Below are 20,632 nucleotides of genomic sequence, written 5' to 3'. Positions count from 1 at the left end.
CGCCTCCGTCACGCCCGGTACACGCGTCGTCCAACGCGTCGGTCCGTCGGTGCGCGCGAACGGCGTACGCCATGCGATTCACGCTGCGCCCTTCGACGCGCGGGCCGCCTCCGTCACGCCGGTTCAGGCCGCGCGCCCGACGCGTCGCCGCTCGTGTCGCTCCCTCCGGTCGGCGAGTGCGGTGGGCGACTTGGTGACGGACCGCCAGCCGCCCCCGGGATCGAGCCACGCAGGCGGTCGGATGTGCGGCACACCACGCAGCATCCGGACGCCCCAGCCTGACGTGTCGATCGTGCGGTGGTGGAACCAGCACAACAGGACACCGTTGTCAGGGTGGGTCGGCCCGCCCTCGGCGTCGGGAATGACGTGGTGGATCTCGCACCACGCGGCCGGAACGGAACAGCCCGGGATGAGGCATCCGCCGTCGCGAAGGGTGATCGCGCGCCGCTGGTGCGGGGTGAAGCACCGCTCGGGCGACCCGAGGCGGATGATGCGCCCCTCGCCGTCGAACACGACCGTCTGAATGCCACCGGTGCACATCATGTGGCGGACAGCGCGGAGCGAGATCGGCACCTCGACGCCGTCCGCGTGCGCGACGCCCCGGCCCGATGCGAGGTCGGACGCCCGCACGCTCACCAGCACCGTGGGCGCGGCCCCACCGATCGTCGGATGCTCGCCCGAACGGGCAGCAGTATCGATCGCGGCGGCGAGCACGTCGTGCCGCCGCTGATCGGCGGTGCGGGTCTCGGCAGCGCGAGCCTCGGCAGCGAGGGCCTCAGCAGAACGGGCCGCGGCACCATGGGCCTCGCCGTCGCTGTGTGCAGCGGATCCGCCGTATCCACCGGATGCGCCGTCCCCTCCCCGCTGCCCTCCAGCTTGAAAGCCGGTACCCGAGCGCGGCGACAGATGCGCGTCGAACAGCCGAGTCAGCTTCGCGGCGACCTCGGGCATGAGGTCGCCGGTGACCGGCACGAGGCCGTCGCGCGCCCGGCCCAGCCGGAACCCCCGCCGGCGCATCGCGCGATCGTCGTCCGGCTTGCGGCCATCCGGGTCGAGGAACGTCGACCAGGCCTGCGCCTGCACCCGCAACTCGTCGGCGGTACATCTCAGCGGCGCGCCATCGCCCGTTCCGGTGGCCTCGGCGACGAGCGCCTGCTCCGCCGCCGCGAACGCGCCCGGCTCGGCCACCGCTCGGGTGCGGTCGAGCTCGCGGATGATCGTGCACGCGGCATCCGCACCCAGATCGCCCCCGGCGAGCGCAGCGGCGACGAGCGGGAACTGCGCTTCGAGCGGTTCTCCCGTGAAGCCCACGCGCGCCCGGGTCGCAGACCCGAGGGCGATGCGACGGCGCGCCTCGAAGGCCGAGACCTGCGTGACCCGCTCGACGAGCTCGGCCGCAGAGCGGCATCCGCGCCGAGTTGACAACCGCTGCTCGCCCAACTCGACCCGCGACCGCTCCGCGACCTCCCCCGCAAGCGCCGCACGACGACCGTCGACAAGACGGCCGAGCCCCTCGAGGACACGCATGGCGGCGAGCAGGTCGTCGTCGGCCAGCAGCGCCGCGTGGTCGAATCGCAGCACGGCGGCGAGCGCAGAGCGGAGCTGCTCCATCGCCTCGCAGCTGTCGGTCATGGCTCCATTCTTGCGGGCACCACCGACATCGGAATCGAGTCGAAATACCAGATCAGCGGGTGAAACCCTACCCCTCCTCACCGCCTGTGGAGGACGAGTCCGGCCAGCCGGGCGTCGTGCCGGGCACCCGGCCGACTCCGGACCTCTAGGGACAGCCCTGATGCCGCCCCCACCGCCCGGGCGTACGTTGACGCCGTTCACCCGGGCGACATCCGACGCATCCGCCACCACCCGTCGACACCGACACCACCGACACCACCCGACGCCGGCACGACCCCGGACCGCGACCGCCGACGCGCACGCACGTCGACCTGCAGCAAAGGACGGTGCTCCAATGCGCCCGCTTCGCCTCATGACCTTCAACGTCCAGCTGCTCCCGGTGATCGCCGGGGTCAGCGAGGGCACCGTCAGCGTGCCGGCCGGCATCGCGGGCCTGCTGCCCGGGCTCGCGGTCGACTCGATCGCTCGAGCCGAGGCCGTCGCCGACGACCTGCTCGCCATCGCCCCCACCGAGCGCCCCGACGTGCTCGCCCTCAACGAGGTGTTCAGCGAAGACGCCCGCAGCGTGCTGATGAATCGGTTGAAGCCGGAGTGGCCCAACGTGATCGAGTCGGTGCACGGGGGCGACCTCGAGGAGGACGCCGGGCTCATGGTGTTCTCGCAGCTTCCCTTCCTTCCGCTTCCGGGCGGCGGCGACCGGCGTGAGCGCTTCTACTCGGATGACGCGGGCGCCGACAGCTGGGCGTCGAAGGCGGCAGTGCTCGTGCAGGTGGGCCTGCCCGCCGAGCGCACGACCCTGGTGTTCACGCACCTGCAGGCGTCGTACGACACCGAGGAGCAGTACCGCGACGTCCGCAAGAACCAGCTCGCCGAGATCCGCGAGCTCGTGGCCGAGGTGCTCGGCGCGTCACCGGGCAGCTGGCAGAACGTGATCGTCGCGGGCGACCTCAACATCCGCGGCGACCTCGACGCGACGAGCAACGAATGGTTCGATGTCTTCGACAACCCGTCCGACAAGTTCGGCGAGCTCTTCGCCGACAGCTGGATCGAGATGCGCCCTCCCGGGGTGTCAGAGGACCTCGACCCCGGCCTCACCAATCGCAATCGCGAGACGCAGGCCGAGCAGCGGCTCGACTACATCTGCCGGCTCAAGACGATGGACGGCACCGACCTCGTCGCCCACCACATGCGCGTCGGGCACCGCGACCCGTCCGACCACTACGCCCTCGAGGCGCTCATCCAGGTGCGCGACGACCACTGCCAGCCGTGCTCGGCCGTCGACATCGACGCGGCGGGGCCCATCGCCGGCACCTCGGGCGCGGGCCAGCCGCAGACGTCGCTGGCGTACCTGGTGCAGCCCGACATCGCCGCCGAGGGCGGCCGCTCGTGGGCCTGGGTGCGGCGGCCGGGCACCTACACGTTCCATCACAGCCCGTCGCTCGTCGTCGAGGTCTTCGCCGCCGACGACATCTCCCGGCCGCTGACGCGACTGGACTCGCTCTCGAAATCGGCCGTGCCGCCGGCCGTGCAGGTCGTCTACGACGAGTTCGGCCGCCAGATCGACGACGAGGGCTCGACCTTCGTCAACCGCGAGCCGATGCTCGTCTCGATGCGCACGAAGAGCGGCGCCCCGGGCAGCGGCGTGCTCCTCGTGCTCGAGCACCTGGGCGACAGCAAGGCCACAGCGATCGCGCTCCCACCCCACCAGGACGTGCTCGTGCCGTTCCCGCCCAACCAGCGGCTGGGCGACGACGACACCGCCTGGTTCCGGCTGCGTACCGTGAAGACGCTCATGGGAACACCCCGGCAGGAGTCGGTCACGGTCGAGCAGCCGGCAGGGTCGGGCAAGATCGAGGCGCAGGATGCCGCGGGCTCCGGCCTCGGCAGCGACTCGGGTCCGAACACGCTGACCCATGACTTCACCGCGAGCGCAGAGGACGAGATCTTCATCGTCGTGCAACGCGACAGCGACGCCGACACCGGTCAGGTCATCCGCTGGTCGACGCCGGTGAGCTACCTGCGGCTCGACAAGGGGTTCACGGTGCACGTCGCCAACGAGTCGGGCCTCGACTGGCCGGGCGAGGACGAGCCGGAGTTCGAGATGTGGATGGACGGCGAGAAGCTGCTGACGACCTCGTGGGACGACGCCGACACCGGCGAGGACTGGCCGGGCATGGCCGACAAGGTGTTCTTCGAGGCGGTGCAGCGCGGCTGGACGAGCAAGTCGATCGCCTTCACGGGCGCGCTCGACTTCACGATCGAGGACCCCGACGACCTCGGCGCGGCCCACGGCGTGACCTCGTGGACGATCGCGGGCCTCAGCCCCAACGAGCCCCCGGAGCGCAAGCGCACGGTCGCCGTCACCGTCTTCGACACCATCTCCAACGGCCTCTACACGGTGAACTGCACCCTGTCGCGCGACCCGTGACCCGCGACCCGCGAGGCGAGCCGCCCGCGCCGCCCATCGCACACGGGAGTGAGGTTTCTGCGCTGGAGTGAGATTTCAACGGCACTCCCGCACGGAAACCTCACTCCGGCGCACACAGCGCCTCACCCCGGCGCGCACCACCAGCGCTTCGATGGTTGACCCGCAGCGCCCTCGCGAGGAGGCTGGCCGCATGGCCGACCCCACTCCCGACAACTGGCGCCGCGTCGACGACTACCTCGCCGCAACCCTGCTCGACGACGACCCCGCGCTGACCGCAGCGCGGGCCGATTCGCTCGCGGCTGGTCTTCCCGCGATCGAGGTCACGCCGCTCGCCGGCAAGCTCCTGCACCTGCTCGCACGTATGACGGGCGCACGCCACGTGCTCGAGATCGGCACGCTCGGCGGCTACTCGACGATCTGGCTCGCCCGCGGCATCCCCCGTGGTGGCCGCGTGGTGACCCTGGAGCTGGAGCAGCGGCACGCCGACGTGGCCCGCGCCAACCTCGAACGGGCGGGCGTGTCGGAGCAGGTCGAGATCATCGTCGGTCGCGCCGCCGATTCGCTGCCGGGCATCGCCGAGCGCGGTGACGTCCCCTTCGACCTCGTGTTCATCGATGCCGACAAGGAGTCGAACACGATCTACCTCGACTGGGCGATCCGGCTGGGGCATCCGGGCACCGTCATCGTCGTCGACAACATCGGCCGCTCGGGCGACGTCGCCGACCCGGGCAGCCGCGACTCGATGGTGATCGGCACGCAGCGCGGGCTCGAACTCCTGGGCAGCGACCCGCGAGTGGATGCCACGGCGCTGCAGACCGTGGGCGCCAAGGGCTGGGACGGGTTCGCGCTCGCGATCGTGCTGTGACAGTCCGCGGCGGTCGGCCGGGGGTCGCTGGCCGCGCCCGGCGCTGCCCGTCGGAGTCGTCAGGCGGCCTCTGCGGGGATGTCGGCGCCCGCCGTCACGGCCGACCGGGCAGCGCGTCGCGCCCGAGCGATGCGCTCGGTGCGAGCGCTCGCACCGCCCGCGACCACGACGAGTCGACCGACTGGCCCGACGCGCGGTCGGGCGATCCGTTCTCGACCGCCCGGGCTTCGAGCGCCCGACGCTCCGCCACCCTGCGGCGGTACGCGGCGATGCGGTCCGCTGCCGCCGCGTTGCGCGCATGCGTCGCGCCCGCCAGGTAGTCGTGTGCGAGGTCCATGATTCCGATCCCTTCGGGTGCCGGTGGTAGTGGCCGGGTTCCCGGCCTGAGTCCACACTCCTCTCGCAGCGGTTCGCGCGAATCCGCATCGGCTACCGAGATCTCGCGGGCACGGTACCGAGGTCACCGATGCCGCGGCTGGTCGCCGCGCCCACCGGCCACGTCGGCCCCGCGATCGCGCACCCAGCGCACCCAGCGCACCCAGCGCACCCAGCGCACCCAGCGCACCCGACGGATGTCACATATCGCCACCCTGCGGGGTCGTATGGAGTGAACGACGAGTCAGGAGGAGCGCATGCGCAGCTCGGCGACCGAGGACACCCGCACCACCGAAGGCACCCGAACCGGCACCGGCACCGGCACCCACACCCGTCCACCTCGCGCCCCGGTGACCGACCGCCTCGCCGCCCGCATCGGGAGCGCCACGCTGTTCGGCCGCAGCGTCACCGACATCCGCGCCGCCCTTCGCGCCCGCACGGTGCCGCGACACTGGACGAACCTCTTCGGCGTCGTGACCCTCGCCTGCATCGCGGTCGTCACGGTCACGGGCGTGCTGCTCATGTTCTGGTACACGCCGTCGGGCGCGACGACGACCTACACCGGCGGGTACGCCCCGCTGCGCGGCGCGGAGGTCTCATTGGCGTTCGCGTCGACGATGGGCATCACGTTCGACATTCCCGGCGGCCTGCTGATCCGGCAGGCGCACCACTGGGCGGCGCTGCTGCTGCCGGCGTCCATCATCATGCAGCTCGTCACCACGTTCTTCACGGGCGCGTTACGCCGGCCGCGCCGGGGCATGTGGGTGCTGCTGTTCCTGATCTTCGTCGTCGCCCTCGCCGGCGGCTGGAGCGGCTACGCCCTGCCCGACGACCTGCTCTCGGGCACGGGCCTGCGCATCACCGAGGGCATCGCGCTCGGCGTCCCGGTCGTGGGCACGTGGCTCGCGTCGCTGCTGTTCGGCGGGTCATTCCCGGGCGCGATCATCGAGCACCTGTACCCGCTGCACGTGGCCGTCGTGCCGGTGCTGTTCATCGCGCTCGTCGCGCTGCGCGGGCTCGCGGCGCTGCAGCACCGGCCGCCGCAGTTCCCGGGCGCCGGGCGCACCGAGTCGAACATCGTGGGCGAGCGGATGCTGCCGGCCGCCGCCGCGCGCGCCGGCGCCCTGTTCGCGATCGTCACCGCCCTGCTGCTGCTCGTCTCGGCGACGGTCACGGTGAACCCGATCTGGTCGTACGGCCCGGCCGACCCGGCCGCGGCATCCGCAGGCAGCCAGCCGGACTGGTACACGGGCTTCCTCGACGGCGCCCTGCGGCTCGTGCCGCCCGGCTGGGAGGTCGTGTGGCTCGACCGCACCTGGACGCTCGCGATCCTCGTGCCCCTCGCGGTCGTGACCCTGTTCCTCGTCGCCGTCGCCGCCTCCCCCTTCGTCGAGGAGTGGATCACGGGCGACCGCCGCGACCACCACCTCCTCGACCGCCCGCGCAACGCGCCCACCCGCACCGCGATCGGCGTCGCCGGCATCGTCTTCTACGGCGTGCTGTGGGCCGCCGGCAGTGCCGACCTGATCGCGACGCAGTTCCACCTGACCATCGAGCACGTGATCGCCGTGCTGCAGGCGCTGCTCGTGTTCGGCCCGGCGATCGCGTTCGTCATCGCGCGCCGCGTCGCGCTGGGCCTGCAGCGCAAGGATCGCGAGGTGCTGCTGCACGGCGCCGAGACCGGGCGCATCGTGCGCCTGCCCGGCGGCGAGTACGTGGAGGTGCATCGCCCGGTCGGCGAGGCCGAGCGCCGGCGCATCGAGGTGACGGACGCTCCGCGCCCGCTCGAGCTGCGCCCCGACGAGCGCGGGCGGATTTCGCTCGCGGAGCGGCTGCGGGTGCGGCTGTCGCGGTTCTACCTCGAGGACCGCATCGAGGTCGGCTCACCGGCCGGCGCCCTCGGGCCGAGCGAGCGGTGACGACGGATGCCGCGGGCGCAACGGAAGCCGCGACCTCACCGCACGGCGACCCCGCGGCACTCGCGACACCGACGGGCAACATGCCCGCCGCTCGCTGAGCCGGCGTCAGTCGCCCTCGCGCGGCGTGCGATGCCCGCCGCCGGTGTCGAGGTCGTTGCCGCCCTCGAGGTCGGGTCCGTCGCTCTCGGTGATGTTCGCTCCCTCGAAGAACGGATCGACCCCGAGCTCCCGGTCGTGCTCGGCTCGCAGCCGCTCCTGCTCGCTCGACACGTCGGCGAATTCCCGGTCGTCGCGCCCCGTGGTGTCGCTCATGCTGATCCTCCTCGGTCGGTCTGTTCAGGCTAGTTCGGGGCGTGCGCTGCCGCACCGGGGTTGCGCCCAGGCGATTGCACTTAGTCGGCGATGTGGTGGCTGCGAGCGAGGAACTACGACACAGTCGCTCGCGCCTACGCGTCGAAGTCATGGCAGGCTCACGTCGCGTGCATCTCAGCGCCGAGGGCGACACCGGCCCTAGTCGTCGCCGAGCGCACCCGGGTACAGCTCCTCGAGGAGCCCAAGCGCGAGGTCCTCGAGCAGCTCCTCGAGTTCGCGCTCCAGCGCCTCCGCCCCTCCCGGCGCCGGGACCAGAGCACCGCGAGCCGGTCCTGCTCGGCGACCACTGTGTCGACGACCATTGGCCGCCAGTGCGGCGGGTACTCGCTCTGCCGCCAGGCGCCGCGGCCGTGTCCGTAGTGCGCGACGGCCAGGTAGCGCAGCAGCGCCGAGGTCACGAGCCCGTCGAGGAACGCCTCCTCTCACCGCAGGCTCGACTCGCTCCGCCCGCGCACCACGTTGACGCCGCGCGATGCCCGCTCCCGCCGCGCGACTGCTCCGAGCGCCGGCGCCGGAAGCAACGAGTTGGTACGGTCCGCGCCGTCCTCGCAATCCGTGGAGGTCTGATGCAGTATCGGATCAAAAGGGACCGTTTCAGGCGGTTTCAGACTTCGCGACTACACACCTATGATTCGTGACTACCCACGAATGATGAGGAGACTCCATTGCCGCTGGTCGAACGCTCGCCGGAACGAAGGACGATGGCGGCCTTATCGGAGGCCCTGCAGTTTCCGCACCATGATTGCTCGCGCGGTAGCACAGTTGAGAAGCCGTTCCTCGTTGACTTGGCGAACGCCCTCGGACTCGAAAATGCCGCCGACATGACGAAGTACGAAATTCTTCACGATGCGCACCGTTTGCTCTTCGGCGGTGCCCCCATGCCAGCAGAGTACCTATCGACCGGGTCCACGGTTACTGACAATGCCCTAGAAAGGCTACTAGAGGGCGTGTTGAGGGGCGGTTATGCAGCGATACCGTTGGATCGAGGAGCCGCTGCCCTTCGACTGCGCGTAGACATCAACATTGGAGATCTCGCCGTCGAGCTGCCAGATCCTTTTGCGCAGGGAGACTTACTGGACGAACGCCGGTTCGCGCTCCAAAATGTGGTCCGCCGCCCAGGTCAGGGACGTTTCCGCGACGCCGTGCTGGATGCCTATCGAGGGCAATGCGCCATCACCGGATGTCGCGAGAATGAGGTTCTGGAGGCAGCCCACATTCGACCGTTCAAGGGGGCCAACTCCGACGTTGTACCTAACGGAATCGCTCTTCGAATCGACCTTCACCGCCTCTGGGACACTGGATTGCTCGCCCTCGGTGAGGAAACGTTCGAAGTCTTGATCGCTCCCACAGTCGGCGACGAGACCTATCGTTCGCTCGCTGGGAAGAGAGCAAATCTCCCGCAGGGTTCCAGGGCGCCTTCTCCGGCGGCACTGCGCCTACAGCGCGAGTGGTGTGGGCTATAGGCGATCTTCCCCGTTGACTCTCCCCGCCGACACAGCCAAGGGTCCAGCCCACACATCGTCGCCAGCCTGCAATGTATGGTCGCCGGGCGCGGGTAGGTTTGAGGGCATGACAGGGCAGGCGTACGCATCCCTTAGGCCGGGTGTCAAGGAAGCAGCAGCGAAACTTGAGTCGCTCGTTGAGCGCTTCGGGTTCGAGGCAACGTGGCGGTCACTGCTCGCGAATCGCGCTGCCAGCGAAGAGCCGGCATCACTCGCTTTGATACTTAGGGAGCTCGACATCACCCCGGTGACGAGTGAGGATCTCTTGCGAGAACGATCTCTCACAGAAGTCTCCGTGCTTTACGAATACCTCCTGGCTCACGTAAATCACCAGGAACGGAAGCTCGCCGGGCAGTACTTCACACCGGACGACGTCGCAGTCTTTATGGCTACGAAAGCGGTAGAGATTGGGCGGAATGGTCGATGGCTTGACCCATGCTGCGGTGTCGGAAACCTGAGCTTCTGGCTCGCACGTGCCCACGACGATCCTGAGGAGTTTGTTCGGAATCGGCTTGTCTTGGTAGACCAAGACCCACTGGCGCTGCTTTCAGCGCGAATCTTGCTGACTCTCGAGTTCGAGCGAACGGCGGCAGATGTCTTCGAGAAGTTGTCTGCCCGGGCGTTTGTACTCAATGCGTTATTCGAAGCGCTCCCGCCGTTTGAGTACGCCATTCTGAATCCGCCTTATGTGGTGGTACCGGCGAACCGGAGCTTCAAGACAAGCGACGCCAGGGATCTCTATGCGTACTTCCTGGAACGGGTGATCGAGGCGAGCAACGGATTCGTCTCAATCACACCGCAGAGTTTCACCGGTGGACGGAAATTCCGATCGCTTAGAGCATTGATGCTCTCAAACCTCAGTCGAATCGATATCTATTGCTTCGATAATGTTCCTGACAACATGTTCCGGGGCGTTAAGTTCGGTTCCCAAAATTCGAATCATGTAAACAGCACTCGTGCCGCGATTACTGTTGCGCTCCGACACGGACCCATTCGTCGTCGCATAACGCCGCTGCTTCGATGGCGTGCTTCTGAACGAAAGCAGATGTTCGCGTCGGCACACCAGCACTTGGCACCGCTCGTGGAAGACCTCGTCGCGTTCCGAAAGATCGATGCTTCGCTCACCGCCCTCTTCCAAGAGATCAGTGAATCGAGGCGATCGATTAAGGACTTGCTGGTCGATCACTATTCGCCATACAAACTCACAGTCGCCTCGACCCCCCGTTACTACCTGTCCGCCGTCATGCGAGAGATTGATCGGGCAGGGTCGCACACGCTTCATTTCAGAAGCGAGGAGGACCGTGACCTTGCGTACGTTGTTCTGAATTCGTCGCTTGCGTACTGGTGGTGGCGGATTCACGACGGCGGCATCACGCTCAACCGCGGAGTGCTCCGATCGGTTCCGATTCCAGACAACCTTGCGCCATCGGCCACGTTGACGGCCGCTCTCCTCGAATCCGAGGGGTCCAATATTGTAGTGAAACGCAACGCGGGGCGTGATCATCAGAACGTAAAGCATCAGCCAGATCTCATTTTGCGACTGAACGCTTACGTGGCCCCTGGCTTTGCCGAAGAGCTTCTACGAGTTCACTCGAACACGTATTTCGAGGGCAGTACTTCTGAACGCAGCATCGCTGGCTAGCCCTCAGTATGGGCTTACGACTCCTCCACGGCTCCTCGTGCGTGGAAGCGTGTGTCGTACTCCGACCGCTGTGCGGAGTACATGTCTGGCGGACGATCCGAGGAATAGAGCCAGTACCACAACGGCAACGGAGAGAATGCCCCCGCCGCGTGGGTCGTGGAGAGAAGCCTCTGCACAACGGGTGTGTCAATCAGAATCGCACGATTGTTCTTGACGACGGGCAGTTCCTTAAGGTCCTCGACACCGATCAGGTAGACGCCCCCACGGAAGTTTACCGAAAGCGATTCCAGGCAGTCGGGATCGTCAGCAACCGCCCCAGCATCACGCCCCTTGATGCGGAGCACGTCGATCTCGTTGGCGGGAACTCCCCGGGCCACGGCCCTTGCAACATGACCCCAGACCCGAGCGAATGGGAGGACGTCGGAAGAACTTTGGCCTGGGCGAGAATTGATTACGTCCAAGAGCTCAACAGGCTCACCACTTGCGGGCCAACGAACAATCAGTAGGGATCCGCCACGGAGGCTCGTGCCTCGGCCCAATTCACCCACGGATCGTGCTTCAATCCGCGTTCCGTCCTTCAAGCCAACTGCAATCTTGGTTGCCGGCTGACTCTTGCCCAAAACGTAGACTATCGGGAACTCAAAAGTCCAGGTCCCGTCATGTACCTTAGTGGCATCCCAGATAGCAGCGAGCGGCCCAATCTTTTGACCCACTTTATGCGACACGCTCAGGTCGTCATAGCTGTAATCCCATCCCTTTTGGCCGGCGGCGGGCCGCCGTAAACGCGCCTCGGGCCGGGTCTGACGCAGGAAGTTTCCAAGTGCGTCGAAGAACAGATCTTCAAGCAGCGCGGCCGCGTTTAGACCGTAGTAGTGGTCCCGGAATTGGCGCTCTGCGGCAACCAAGGGAAGCAGGAAATCAGGACGCGACAGCATATCGGCGATGCTTTGCGCGAGTGTCTTCTCCGGGTCTTCCAATGCCGATGTTCCGTCGGTGACGTTCGCCACAGGCTTCACCTCGTCCCCTCGTGGCATTTGGCCTATCGCTCCAACACTGAGCGGGCGACCCTTACTCATAGCGGCCAGTTACTCATATCGGCCGGTCAGAAAGCAGTCGATGGAGCAACCATACCGGTGCCCTACCCAACGAGTCTTCACGTTGAAGAGGCGGGATGGGCGCCCTGGACCGACCCACGAGGAGGGCGCCCTGGCCGGCCCACGGGGTCCAGTAGGGCTTCACCAGCGTGTGTAAGAACCGGCGGCCAGGGCGGCTCCGCCAATAACGGCTTCGCCATGCGTACAATTCGGAGCGCCTACGATCCGATTCGAGGGCAGCCATCGAAAGGGAGCATTGTGGAAAGCAAGACTACTGATTTCCTTGGTCTAATCAAGGGACCAAGGCAGTACCGCGTCCCGCCCTTTCAGCGTGCGTACTCGTGGGAAAAGGAACAGCGCGAGACTCTCTGGTTGGACATCTTGGATCAGTACGATCGCCTATCCGGCATCTGGTCAGACCCCGAAAGGGAAAAGAAGCTGCAAAGCGTTCCTGGGCATTACCTAGGCACCGTCGTTCTAGCGGGCCCGAGCGCACTCGGGGTTCCACGCTCCGACGTCATTGATGGCCAACAGCGGATTACCACCCTGCTGCTGCTGCTTTGTGCACTCCGCGATGTCCGATCGCGTAGCGAGTTGAATGCCCGCGGCACCAAGGAGGAGCGAGAGGCACGCGCCTCGTCGGCAAGGGCGCGTGTCGACCGCCGGTACCTTGTCAACGAAGACGAGATTGGCTCTGACAGGCTCCGTCTGGTTCCTCTCGCTGCGGATCGCAGGGTTTTCGAAGCGATTATTGACTACGACGGCGCAAGAAGCTTTTCGCCCGAATCGATAGGGCTTTCAGAGATTGATTCGAAGCGAATGTTGCAGGCGTACAAGTTCTTCCACACCGAGCTGCGACGCCAAGGAGTAAACGCAGAACAGGCGCCGCAGCTTGTGAGATTTGCAGGCTGCTTTCCACTTGATCTCGAGATCATCGAGGAGGTGATAACTAGGCGACTGACCCTCATTACTATCGAAACCGCCAACCTCGACGACGTCAACTCAATATTTGAATCCCTCAACGCTAAGGGCCGGCCGCTTACGCAGCTCGACCTTCTCCGGAATTACCTATTCATGCTTCTCGGCAGCAAAGCAGAGGCGGCGTTAGGCGAACACTGGAGCTTAATCGAGAGGAATCTTCATCGACCCGAACAAGTCGAGGGCTTGATCTGGGCGGAAGTTGTCAGCAGGGGAACGAATATCCTCCAGAAACGGACCTATCGCACGGTGCAGGCGGAACTTCGCCTTGAAGGCGGAACCCCTGAGGCGACGGAGGCGTATTTGAAGAGCCTCGCGCGCAAGTCGGCACTATATGCAGCGATCGTTCACCCGGAGCGGGAGTCCAATGCGGGGCTAGGTCGCGCGTTCGCTCGGCTCACAAAGGCGGGCGGCGTTACCGCATACCCGCTCGCCATGTGGCTGCTGGAACAGCGCCACTTGGGTCACCTCAACACTTACCAAGTCGTCGAGGCCATCGGCTGGATAGAAAGCCTGCTAGTTCGCCGCCTCTTGGCAGGACTGCCGACGAACACCCTTAGCTCGATATTCGGATCGATGCTTTCACGCCTACATGGGGACCTATCCGGGGTTGAAGATCGGCTGCACAGACTACAGATGAGCATGATCCACAACCAGCGCGACTGGCCAACCGATGCCGTGGTTGCTGCCGGAATAGAGCAAGAGGACTTCTACCACAGTCAAAAAGCTGCGCAGCGGATGCTGATTCTCTCGACGATGGACCACGCCTTGGCGCCTTCAACAGTGCTCAACTATGGCGAAACGGACGATTCCATCGAACATATCCTTCCACAGAGCAGGGAAGCGATTGAATGGATTTCCGACCTGGCTGACATTGGAGAAGACTTTCAGGAGGTTCAGAGCCGATGGCTGCACACCCTGCCGAACCTTACGATCGTGACACCATCGGAGAACTCGGCGCTGGGAGCCCGGCGGTTTGCGAGCAAGGCTGAACTCTATGAAGAGTCCCCATACAAGATCACAAGAGACGTGGCCACGAGGTACCAGCTTCAGACTGGTGGGAATGATCACTGGGGTGCGTCGGCTATCCAGGCGCGCGCTCGTGATCTTACGGCGCTGGTTACCTCGATCTGGGTCCGCCCGGAATACGACTTGGCCGAGCCGCCTACTCCAGGCGCAAACGATCAAGAGTTTGATGTGGATCCAGGTGAGGAGCTCGTACCGTTCACCACAATTGCCGATGAGTTGGACCCCTCCGAGGGATAGGCACTGCGCGGGATCGCCCACAATGCCTTTCGCCTTAACCGAACGGGTGCGCCGCCGCCTTCCGCGATTCGAACCGCTGGCGATTCGCTCGCCTCCGTGACCTTCTGGTTCAGTGCGAGAGCATCACGTGATACGTAGAGCTCGCGAACCGTGTATCCGCCGTTCGCCGCGCTTCCTGGGCGCGCTCGTCGCGCCGCGACAATTGTCGGATGATGTGGGTATGTCTGAGCATGAGTTACATCAGGAGTCTGCCGATCGACTCGTCGACGTGTTCGCGCCGGAGGACCAATCGCAATCACAGCCGGTCGCTCCTGTCGACGAGATCCGCGACTTGATCCGCGAGGACCAAACTAGGCTGGGTGACGCATTTCGGGGCCTCGAGCAAGGACTGAACCCGAGCGAACTCTCCGAACTCCATAACGTCGCGACGACGGGCTGGGTGTACAACGCTCAAGCAGTCCTTAGCGCCGCCATCGATGGCCAGTACTCATCATCGCCTTCCATGATCAAGTCCATCGCGTCAACCCTGCGATCGCTTACGAGGGCTGGACGCGGCGTCCTCTCTGCTGAGGCGCTCGCGCTACTGACAGAACGACTTCGGGATGCCGAGCGCCGCGTTGAACAGTCACAGTCATCCGACGAAGCGACGGAGAGCGAGGAAGAGGAGAACCTCGAACGCGAAGTGTCGAAGGCTACCGACCGATTGTTCGACTTGCCCGGAATTTACGCATTTTCCTACGGGTGGTACATCGAACATCCTGCGGATGACGACCGGTTTCTAATCAAGGTCGGCCGCGCCGAATCTGTCGGCCGAAGGATTGACGACTATCGCAAGGGCGTGCGAACGCACATGCCGGAACCGCTAGCACTGTTGCGCGTGTACGGGTCCGGTGAAAGAAGCACGGCAGAAGTGGAACGACTCTTTCATCGCCTCCTCAGCACGGCCGGCCACGACAATCCTCGCCGCACCCGCCTTAGCCGCCAAGGCGAGGTCGGGCGCGAATGGTTCTTAACGAACGCGGCGTTCTTGGATGCGTGCGCCGAGGCCATCGGTCTCAAGACAGAGCACCTTGGAGGATCAGAGTTCGCCTAGCCACGCAGTCACTTGCCGCGTCTGACTATCCGGCTGCATGAACGCGGTCTACCTCGAAGGTCTCCACCGAGTCGAGAAGACTCGCCCGTCGACGTACCGATTCAACGGATGGCTTGAGCCCGAGATTCGCCTGCTCGGCCTCACGCCGCCGCTCGGCCACGTCACGCTGTGCTCGGGGTGGCGAGGCGGTCGACGGTCTCGTGGGCGTGTGGGATGCATGGACAGATGCGCGACACCTGCTCGCACGCCAGCGATGATCTCGGGGCGGCCGCGCGCGCGTCATCCGCGCGGCGAGCGCCGAGGTCTGCTCATCGAGGATGCCTAGGGCCCGTTCGCACCGCTCGATGCGCATGTAACGGGCCCCACCTCGTTGGCTATGCCCGGGCTAACGTCGTGACTGAGCCGGTTCAACCGGAACGCATCGTTCAGCTGGATGCGCACCGCGACGAAGGCCTCGATCGGCTGCCTCATCGCTTCAGACCCCGCTCAGCCCTGGCGAGGCCGACCTCGTCGGCCCTGACGCGAATTGTTGCGCACCGCGTCTGCTCCCGACCCGGAACGCGGCCATGCTCCATCGTAGGTTCGCCACTCGGAGCGCGCTGCGGAATGGGGAACCGGTCGCGCATGCCACGACATGGCGCAGCGTGGGCTCAGGCACCTGCCATGCTGCATCCGTCTTAGTCGATGAAGCCGTCGAGGATGCTGCCGATGACCAGGCCGCCGAGGATGCCGCCCATCATGTCGGACCCGCCGCTGCGTCGCCCGCCGCCCCAGCCCTGGCCGCCCCACTGACCCGGGTCCTGCGGACGGGATGCGTCGATGTCGCGCTGCGCGAGCAGCAGGGCCTCGCCCGCGAGGTACGCGACCCGCCGCGCCATCGCCATCGCCTGTTCTCGGTGGTCCTCATCGATGACGGTGACGGCCGCCGCAGGCATCTCGAGAAAGCGGTTGAGGTCGATCCGGATGCGCTCGGACTCGGCCAGTCGGGTGCGGGCGTCGGCGCCGATCCAGCCACGGTAGCCATTGAAGACGTCGCGAGTGACCGCGAGCTGCCGGTCGGCGTCGTCGATGGCGTGCCGCACGTGCTCAAGCGGCGGGATCGGCCGCGCCGCGCGCTCGCGGGCCGCGGCGATCGCGGCATTCAGCCCCGCGTTCGCCTCGCGCAGGCTATTGAGCTGGGCGAACGGGTCGGTGTTGGCGCCAGCCCGCGGCAGGGACGCGAGCGCGGCCCGCAGGTTGGCGATCGCGGTCGCGACACCGGGCGAGTGCGGCTCCTTGAGCGCGACGTCGAGGTCGCCGCGGGAGTCCTCGACGATCGCCGCGAGCGTGGACTCGGCCCGCAGCGCCTCGACCTCGAAGGTCTCCACCGCGTCGAGGAGCGCCGCCGCCCGGCGCACCGATTCCGTCGATGCCTCGAGCGCGAGGTTGGCCTGCTCACGCTGCCCGGCCTGCCGGCGGCGCTCGGCCACCCCGGCGCTGTGCTCGGCGAATCCGAGCAGCTGCTCGGCCTCGGCGGGATTGGGCTCCACCGGGGCGAGCGCCTCGGGCGCGTAGCGGGCCGCGAGGCGTTCGACGGTGTCACGGGCGTGAGGGACGCGGGAGCGGAGCAGCGCGGCATCTCCTCGGACGCCGGCGATGATCTCGGGAGCCCGACGCGCTCGCGCGACCTTCTCGGCGAGGGCGGAGGTGCGCTCATCGAGCACGTCTTCGGCCCACTCGCGCTGCACGATACGCGCGTTGCGGGCCCGCAGCTCCTCGGCGGTGTCGGGGATCTCGTCGTGATTGAGCTGGTTCAACTGGAACGCCTCGCCCAGATGCTGCCGAACCGCGATGAGCGACATGCGCAGCTCTGCGGTCGAGTCGTGCCCCAGCTCGGCCTCGGCGAACACGAGCTAGTCGGTGGTGACGCGGATGCGCTCGTCGGCGGCGACCAGGGCCGATCCAGCCCGCTTCGCCAGGTCGGCATCCTGGGCTTCGAGCTCAGGATCAACGCGCTTTCGCTTGCCCCAGAGTCCGGCCATGCCTTCGATCCTATTGGTGGTGCTGGGTGGCGGCTGTGGGTGCGGAACTGAACGATGCGATGGAGCTCCCGCTCTGTCACCATCGAGAGATGAGCGACCCGACGAGGGCACCCGCTGGGTGGTACGAAGACGGGTCCGGAGCGCGGCGGTATTGGGACGGCGACGCCTGGACGCAGTACGTGGCGCCCGGCTCCGAGGCCCAGCCGGCACCGCAGGGCGACACCGACACCGCGGTCACCGCAGTGCTGCCCGCGGGGGATGACGGTCCGACGATCCCCTTCGTCTGGGGCTCGCGCGGGTCGGATGCCGCGGGGTCCGGCTACGGCGGGGGCCCGACCGGGTCGGCGGGGTGGGGCGACCCGTCCGCGCCGCAGGCTGCCGCAGGCGTGAACCGCGAGGCGCCGACCGAGAGCTACGGCGCGCCCGCGACGACGGTGCTGCCGCGGCATCCGCTCACCCAGCCGTCGAACACAGCGCCGTCGTACCCCGAGCCGGCGAATCCTGGCCCGCCCGTGGTGGGCATCATCGCGCTCGTGGTCGCGATCGCGGGGCTCGCGGTCGTGTTCACCCCCGCCGTGAGCGGGTTCGCGTGGATCCTGGTGCCCGTCGCGTTCGTGCTCTCGATCATCGGGCTGTTCCTGCGGGGCGCGAAATGGCCGGCGGTCACCGGGCTGCTGGTGTCGATCGTCGCCGCGGTCGTCGGCATCGTGATGCTGGTCATGTTCGTCATCGGGTCGATCGGCAGCGCGATCGACGGGATCGACGAGGCGATTCCGGATGTCCCGGGGTTGCCGCTGCCGGGGCCGGATGACGCGGGGCCGGGGCCCGATGCCGGGCAGGGGCCCGATGCGGGGCAGCCCGGGCAGCCCGGGCAGCCCGGGGCACCCGACAGCGGCACCGGCACCGCCACCCTCGCCTTCGGCGACACGATGACCTGGGACGACGGCGTCGCGCTCACGGTCTCCGCGCCCGAGCCGTACACGCCGAGCGCGTTCGCGGTCGGCGCGACCCGGTCGAACAACGTCGTGTTCACCTTCACGCTCACGAACAACTCCACGGCGGACCTGGAGGCGCTGCCGCTGCCGACCTTCTCGTCGGGCGACCAGGAGGTGAGCCAGATCGTCGACCTCGGCAACGACCCGCTCGGCCCCGGCGACGACGTGGGCTTCCCCCCGGCCACCACCGTCGAGCCGGGCGGATCGATCAGCTGGCGGGTCGCCTGGTCGGTCGACGACCCCAGCGCCCTCACGCTGCAGGTGTCGCCGAGCTTCCTGTATCCGAACGCGACGTTCACGAACGTGCCGTAGGCGAGGCGAGCGGATGCCGCGGCGGCGGCGCCGGACGGAGCTGATGGGTGGGTGATGGTGGCCGCCTCGCGCAGCGGGGCAGGAGGCGACCACCCGCGCCCTCAGCTCACGCCGACGCCATCAGGTTGCCATCGCCGTCGATCACGCGGCCGCCCGGCCACGATCGGCGGTCCCCGTCGACGATGAGGTCGAGGGCGCGCAGCGGCGTGAGCCCGGAGGCGAGCAGCGGGAGCCAGTCCGTCCAGTGCTCGGCGATCAGGGCGATGGAGCGATAGCCGGATCGCTGGGTGTCGATCACGAACCGGCCATCCTCGCGGGCGAGCAGCCGCTCGAGCCGCCGGTCGACGCACAAGCGCAGCAGGTACCAGTCGGCGGCCGTGCAGCCGATGCGGTGGAACGCGGCCGCCTGCTCCGCCCAGGCATGCAGCGTCGCGACGCCGCCCGAGCGGATCTCCCGCGCCGCGAACGTCATGACCGTCGCCCCGGGGAAGTGCGTCGGGAAGGCGAGGATCGCGCGGCACCACGCCGGTCGGTCCTCCCGCGGAATGTCCCCCCACGGGCTCCGCTCGTTCCGCGGGTCGCCCGGCGACATCCGACGGATCTGGTCGAAGGCAGCCTCGAAGTACTCGTCAGCGGGCATGGTTCGCTCCTCTCGCTCGGAGGCGCGTCACCTCCGTCGACTTGCCCGAGACGGATGCCGCGGGCCGGTTCTTCCCCTGGGGCACCCGCTCGACGGAGGGGGTTGCCGGGCAGCCGGCCAGGTACCGACAGCTGCCACTCGTGAACCTGCCCATCACGGTAGCCGGAGCCGGCGACATCCGGCCGTCGCAGCGTGCCGATACGTTCACGGACATGGATCCGAACCCGGTGACCCCGAACGACCTCGCGCGTGAACTCGGCGTTTCGCCGCGCACCATCCGCGTCTACCTGCGCTCGAAGTACGGCCGTCTCGCGGGGCGCAACGAGACGCGGTGGCAGCTCGATGGCGAGCAGGCCGCCGACGTTCGACGTGAGTTCCAGAGTCGGGCGGGGCGTTAGGCGTGCGCGTCGACGAGCTCGTTCGGCTCTAGCCGCTTCGAAGCCGGCCGATGATCCACTCGTCCTCCACAGGACGCCATCACGGGGATCTCCTCACAGGCAATATGGCTGGTCAGGCTCTGTTTCCCTGCCATTCGAATGTCGGTGGGTGGATACAGGATGGATACATGGAACAGCCGCTGCACACGCTCGAACGTGACGTCGAGGAGTTGCGCGCGGCGTGGAACGGCGCGATGCCCGCGTTCGGGGCGATCGGCGGCGCGACTCAGGTCGAGGTCGCACAGATGAGCGACGCCGGGCTGGTGCGCGTCACCGATGTGCTGGCTCGGGTGCGACGAGATGCCGAGGCGCTCCTCGCGCGCGTCGCCGCCGAGGTGTCGAAGCGGTCGAGCACCGAGACGGGCGAATCCAGCCTCGCGAGGGCGCAGGGGTTCCACAATCCGGTTCGGTTGATCGCCGCTTCGACCGGGTCGTCCCGAAGCGACGCGGCGAAGCTCATCGCGGTCGGCACCGCCACCGCCGAGCGGCAGACCTTCGGCGGTGATCGCCTGCCGTCGCGGCATCAGCACGTCGCCGCAGCGCTCGAGTCGGCCCTGATCGGTGTGGATGCGGCATCCGCCATCACCTCGATGCTCGACCGCGTGCGCCTGCGTGCCGATCCCGAGCTGGCCGACACTGCCGAGGCGGCGCTGGTCGACCTCGCTGCGCGGGTGCCGCTCGACCTGCTCGTGCGCGGCGTCCGCGAGGCCGAGGCGCGGCTCGACCGCGACGGGGTCGAACCGCGCGAGGAGCAGATCCGGGCGGAGCGGTCGCTGACGATCCGCGAAGACGCCGCGGGCATGTTGCACCTGCACGCCCGACTGGATCCCGAGACCGCGGCACCGGTGAAGACCGCGATCGAGGCGATCGTGAGCGACGTGCTGCGCCGCATCGGATACCCCGCCGACCCCAGCGACGACACGGCGACTCAGCGCGGCACGGCGGCGCGGGCGCGGCATTGCCCGGCGGCGGGGCGCCGCGCCGGGGCGGGACAAGCGACACAGCGCAACGCGGGGCGGCGAGACGGCGACACGGCGCGGCATCCGCCCTAGGCTGCAGCC

The 20,632-nt window shown here is 67.4% G+C and carries 18 protein-coding genes and 1 riboswitch; of the genes, 10 read left to right on the top strand and 8 right to left on the bottom strand.

All coding sequences use genetic code 11. The features are described from left to right. Positions 1-123 precede the first annotated feature (123 nt). On the bottom strand, positions 124-1,632 hold the full coding sequence (locus tag EDM22_RS03980) for an HNH endonuclease signature motif containing protein (protein WP_170964003.1): 1,509 nt from the start codon (positions 1,630-1,632) through the stop codon (positions 124-126). A 352-nt stretch (positions 1,633-1,984) separates the two neighbouring features. Between EDM22_RS03980 and EDM22_RS03975 the strand changes: the two genes are divergently transcribed. Further along, positions 1,985-4,060 (top strand): endonuclease/exonuclease/phosphatase family protein, encoded by a 2,076-nt coding sequence (locus EDM22_RS03975; protein WP_170964002.1) that lies wholly within the window; start codon positions 1,985-1,987, stop codon positions 4,058-4,060. A gap of 190 nt (positions 4,061-4,250) precedes the next feature. Then, positions 4,251-4,925, top strand: a complete 675-nt coding sequence (locus tag EDM22_RS03970; protein WP_122935757.1) for an O-methyltransferase — start codon at positions 4,251-4,253, stop codon at positions 4,923-4,925. A gap of 94 nt (positions 4,926-5,019) precedes the next feature. Here the strand turns inward: EDM22_RS03970 and EDM22_RS03965 are convergent, their stop codons facing one another. Together EDM22_RS03965 and EDM22_RS20145 are read right to left on the bottom strand one after the other, a co-directional pair. Then, positions 5,020-5,262, bottom strand: coding sequence for a hypothetical protein (locus EDM22_RS03965; protein ID WP_122935756.1), 243 nt, complete (start codon positions 5,260-5,262; stop codon positions 5,020-5,022). 123 nt (positions 5,263-5,385) lie between these two features. Then, positions 5,386-5,514, bottom strand: coding sequence for a hypothetical protein (locus EDM22_RS20145; protein WP_281274051.1), 129 nt, complete (start codon positions 5,512-5,514; stop codon positions 5,386-5,388). 43 nt (positions 5,515-5,557) lie between these two features. On the opposite strand from EDM22_RS20145, the gene qcrB reads away from it, so the two are divergent. Then, complete coding sequence (qcrB, locus tag EDM22_RS03960; RefSeq protein ID WP_122935755.1) at positions 5,558-7,219, top strand: cytochrome bc1 complex cytochrome b subunit; 1,662 nt, start codon at positions 5,558-5,560, stop codon at positions 7,217-7,219. 105 nt (positions 7,220-7,324) lie between these two features. On the opposite strand, the gene EDM22_RS03955 is transcribed toward qcrB, so the two are convergent. Next, the gene (locus tag EDM22_RS03955) at positions 7,325-7,531 is read right to left on the bottom strand and encodes a hypothetical protein (protein WP_122935754.1); all 207 of its coding nucleotides are present in this window, start codon (positions 7,529-7,531) and stop codon (positions 7,325-7,327) included. A 725-nt stretch (positions 7,532-8,256) separates the two neighbouring features. Between EDM22_RS03955 and EDM22_RS03945 the strand changes: the two genes are divergently transcribed. Next, positions 8,257-9,054: an HNH endonuclease gene (locus tag EDM22_RS03945; RefSeq protein ID WP_138708022.1), complete on the top strand. Its 798-nt coding sequence runs from the start codon at positions 8,257-8,259 to the stop codon at positions 9,052-9,054. A gap of 106 nt (positions 9,055-9,160) precedes the next feature. Then, complete coding sequence (locus EDM22_RS03940) at positions 9,161-10,735, top strand: Eco57I restriction-modification methylase domain-containing protein (protein ID WP_122935751.1); 1,575 nt, start codon at positions 9,161-9,163, stop codon at positions 10,733-10,735. A 14-nt stretch (positions 10,736-10,749) separates the two neighbouring features. On the opposite strand, the gene EDM22_RS19300 is transcribed toward EDM22_RS03940, so the two are convergent. Continuing rightward, positions 10,750-11,742, bottom strand: a complete 993-nt coding sequence (locus EDM22_RS19300; protein WP_138708021.1) for a hypothetical protein — start codon at positions 11,740-11,742, stop codon at positions 10,750-10,752. Positions 11,743-12,087: 345 nt separating this feature from the next. Between EDM22_RS19300 and EDM22_RS03930 the strand changes: the two genes are divergently transcribed. Next, on the top strand, positions 12,088-14,073 hold the full coding sequence (locus tag EDM22_RS03930) for a DUF262 domain-containing protein (RefSeq protein ID WP_170964001.1): 1,986 nt from the start codon (positions 12,088-12,090) through the stop codon (positions 14,071-14,073). Between the two features lie 220 nt (positions 14,074-14,293). Next, on the top strand, positions 14,294-15,166 hold the full coding sequence (locus EDM22_RS03925; protein ID WP_122935748.1) for a GIY-YIG nuclease family protein: 873 nt from the start codon (positions 14,294-14,296) through the stop codon (positions 15,164-15,166). A 677-nt stretch (positions 15,167-15,843) separates the two neighbouring features. Here EDM22_RS03925 and EDM22_RS03920 read toward each other — a convergent pair. Further along, a complete protein-coding gene (locus tag EDM22_RS03920; protein ID WP_342768495.1) occupies positions 15,844-17,055 on the bottom strand; it encodes a hypothetical protein in 1,212 nt (403 codons plus the stop codon). Between the two features lie 3 nt (positions 17,056-17,058). Continuing rightward, entirely contained in the window at positions 17,059-17,187 is a 129-nt protein-coding gene (locus EDM22_RS20215) for a hypothetical protein (protein WP_342768494.1), read from the bottom strand. An 89-nt stretch (positions 17,188-17,276) separates the two neighbouring features. Here EDM22_RS20215 and EDM22_RS03915 point away from each other — a divergent pair, with 89 nt between their 5' ends. Beyond that, complete coding sequence (locus EDM22_RS03915; protein ID WP_170964000.1) at positions 17,277-18,494, top strand: DUF2510 domain-containing protein; 1,218 nt, start codon at positions 17,277-17,279, stop codon at positions 18,492-18,494. Between the two features lie 106 nt (positions 18,495-18,600). On the opposite strand, the gene EDM22_RS03910 is transcribed toward EDM22_RS03915, so the two are convergent. After that, entirely contained in the window at positions 18,601-19,134 is a 534-nt protein-coding gene (locus EDM22_RS03910; protein ID WP_122935746.1) for a hypothetical protein, read from the bottom strand. A 32-nt stretch (positions 19,135-19,166) separates the two neighbouring features. Further along, positions 19,167-19,280, bottom strand: a riboswitch (SAM riboswitch). A 66-nt stretch (positions 19,281-19,346) separates the two neighbouring features. Here EDM22_RS03910 and EDM22_RS19295 point away from each other — a divergent pair. After that, complete coding sequence (locus EDM22_RS19295; RefSeq protein WP_138708020.1) at positions 19,347-19,532, top strand: HTH domain-containing protein; 186 nt, start codon at positions 19,347-19,349, stop codon at positions 19,530-19,532. A gap of 50 nt (positions 19,533-19,582) precedes the next feature. Next, complete coding sequence (locus tag EDM22_RS03905) at positions 19,583-20,623, top strand: DUF222 domain-containing protein (protein WP_122935745.1); 1,041 nt, start codon at positions 19,583-19,585, stop codon at positions 20,621-20,623. Positions 20,624-20,632: the final 9 nt, after the last annotated feature.

The organism is Agromyces tardus (genome assembly GCF_003710805.1).
Lineage (GTDB): Bacteria > Actinomycetota > Actinomycetes > Actinomycetales > Microbacteriaceae > Agromyces > Agromyces tardus.
This window is presented reverse-complemented; position numbering and strand designations above follow the sequence as displayed.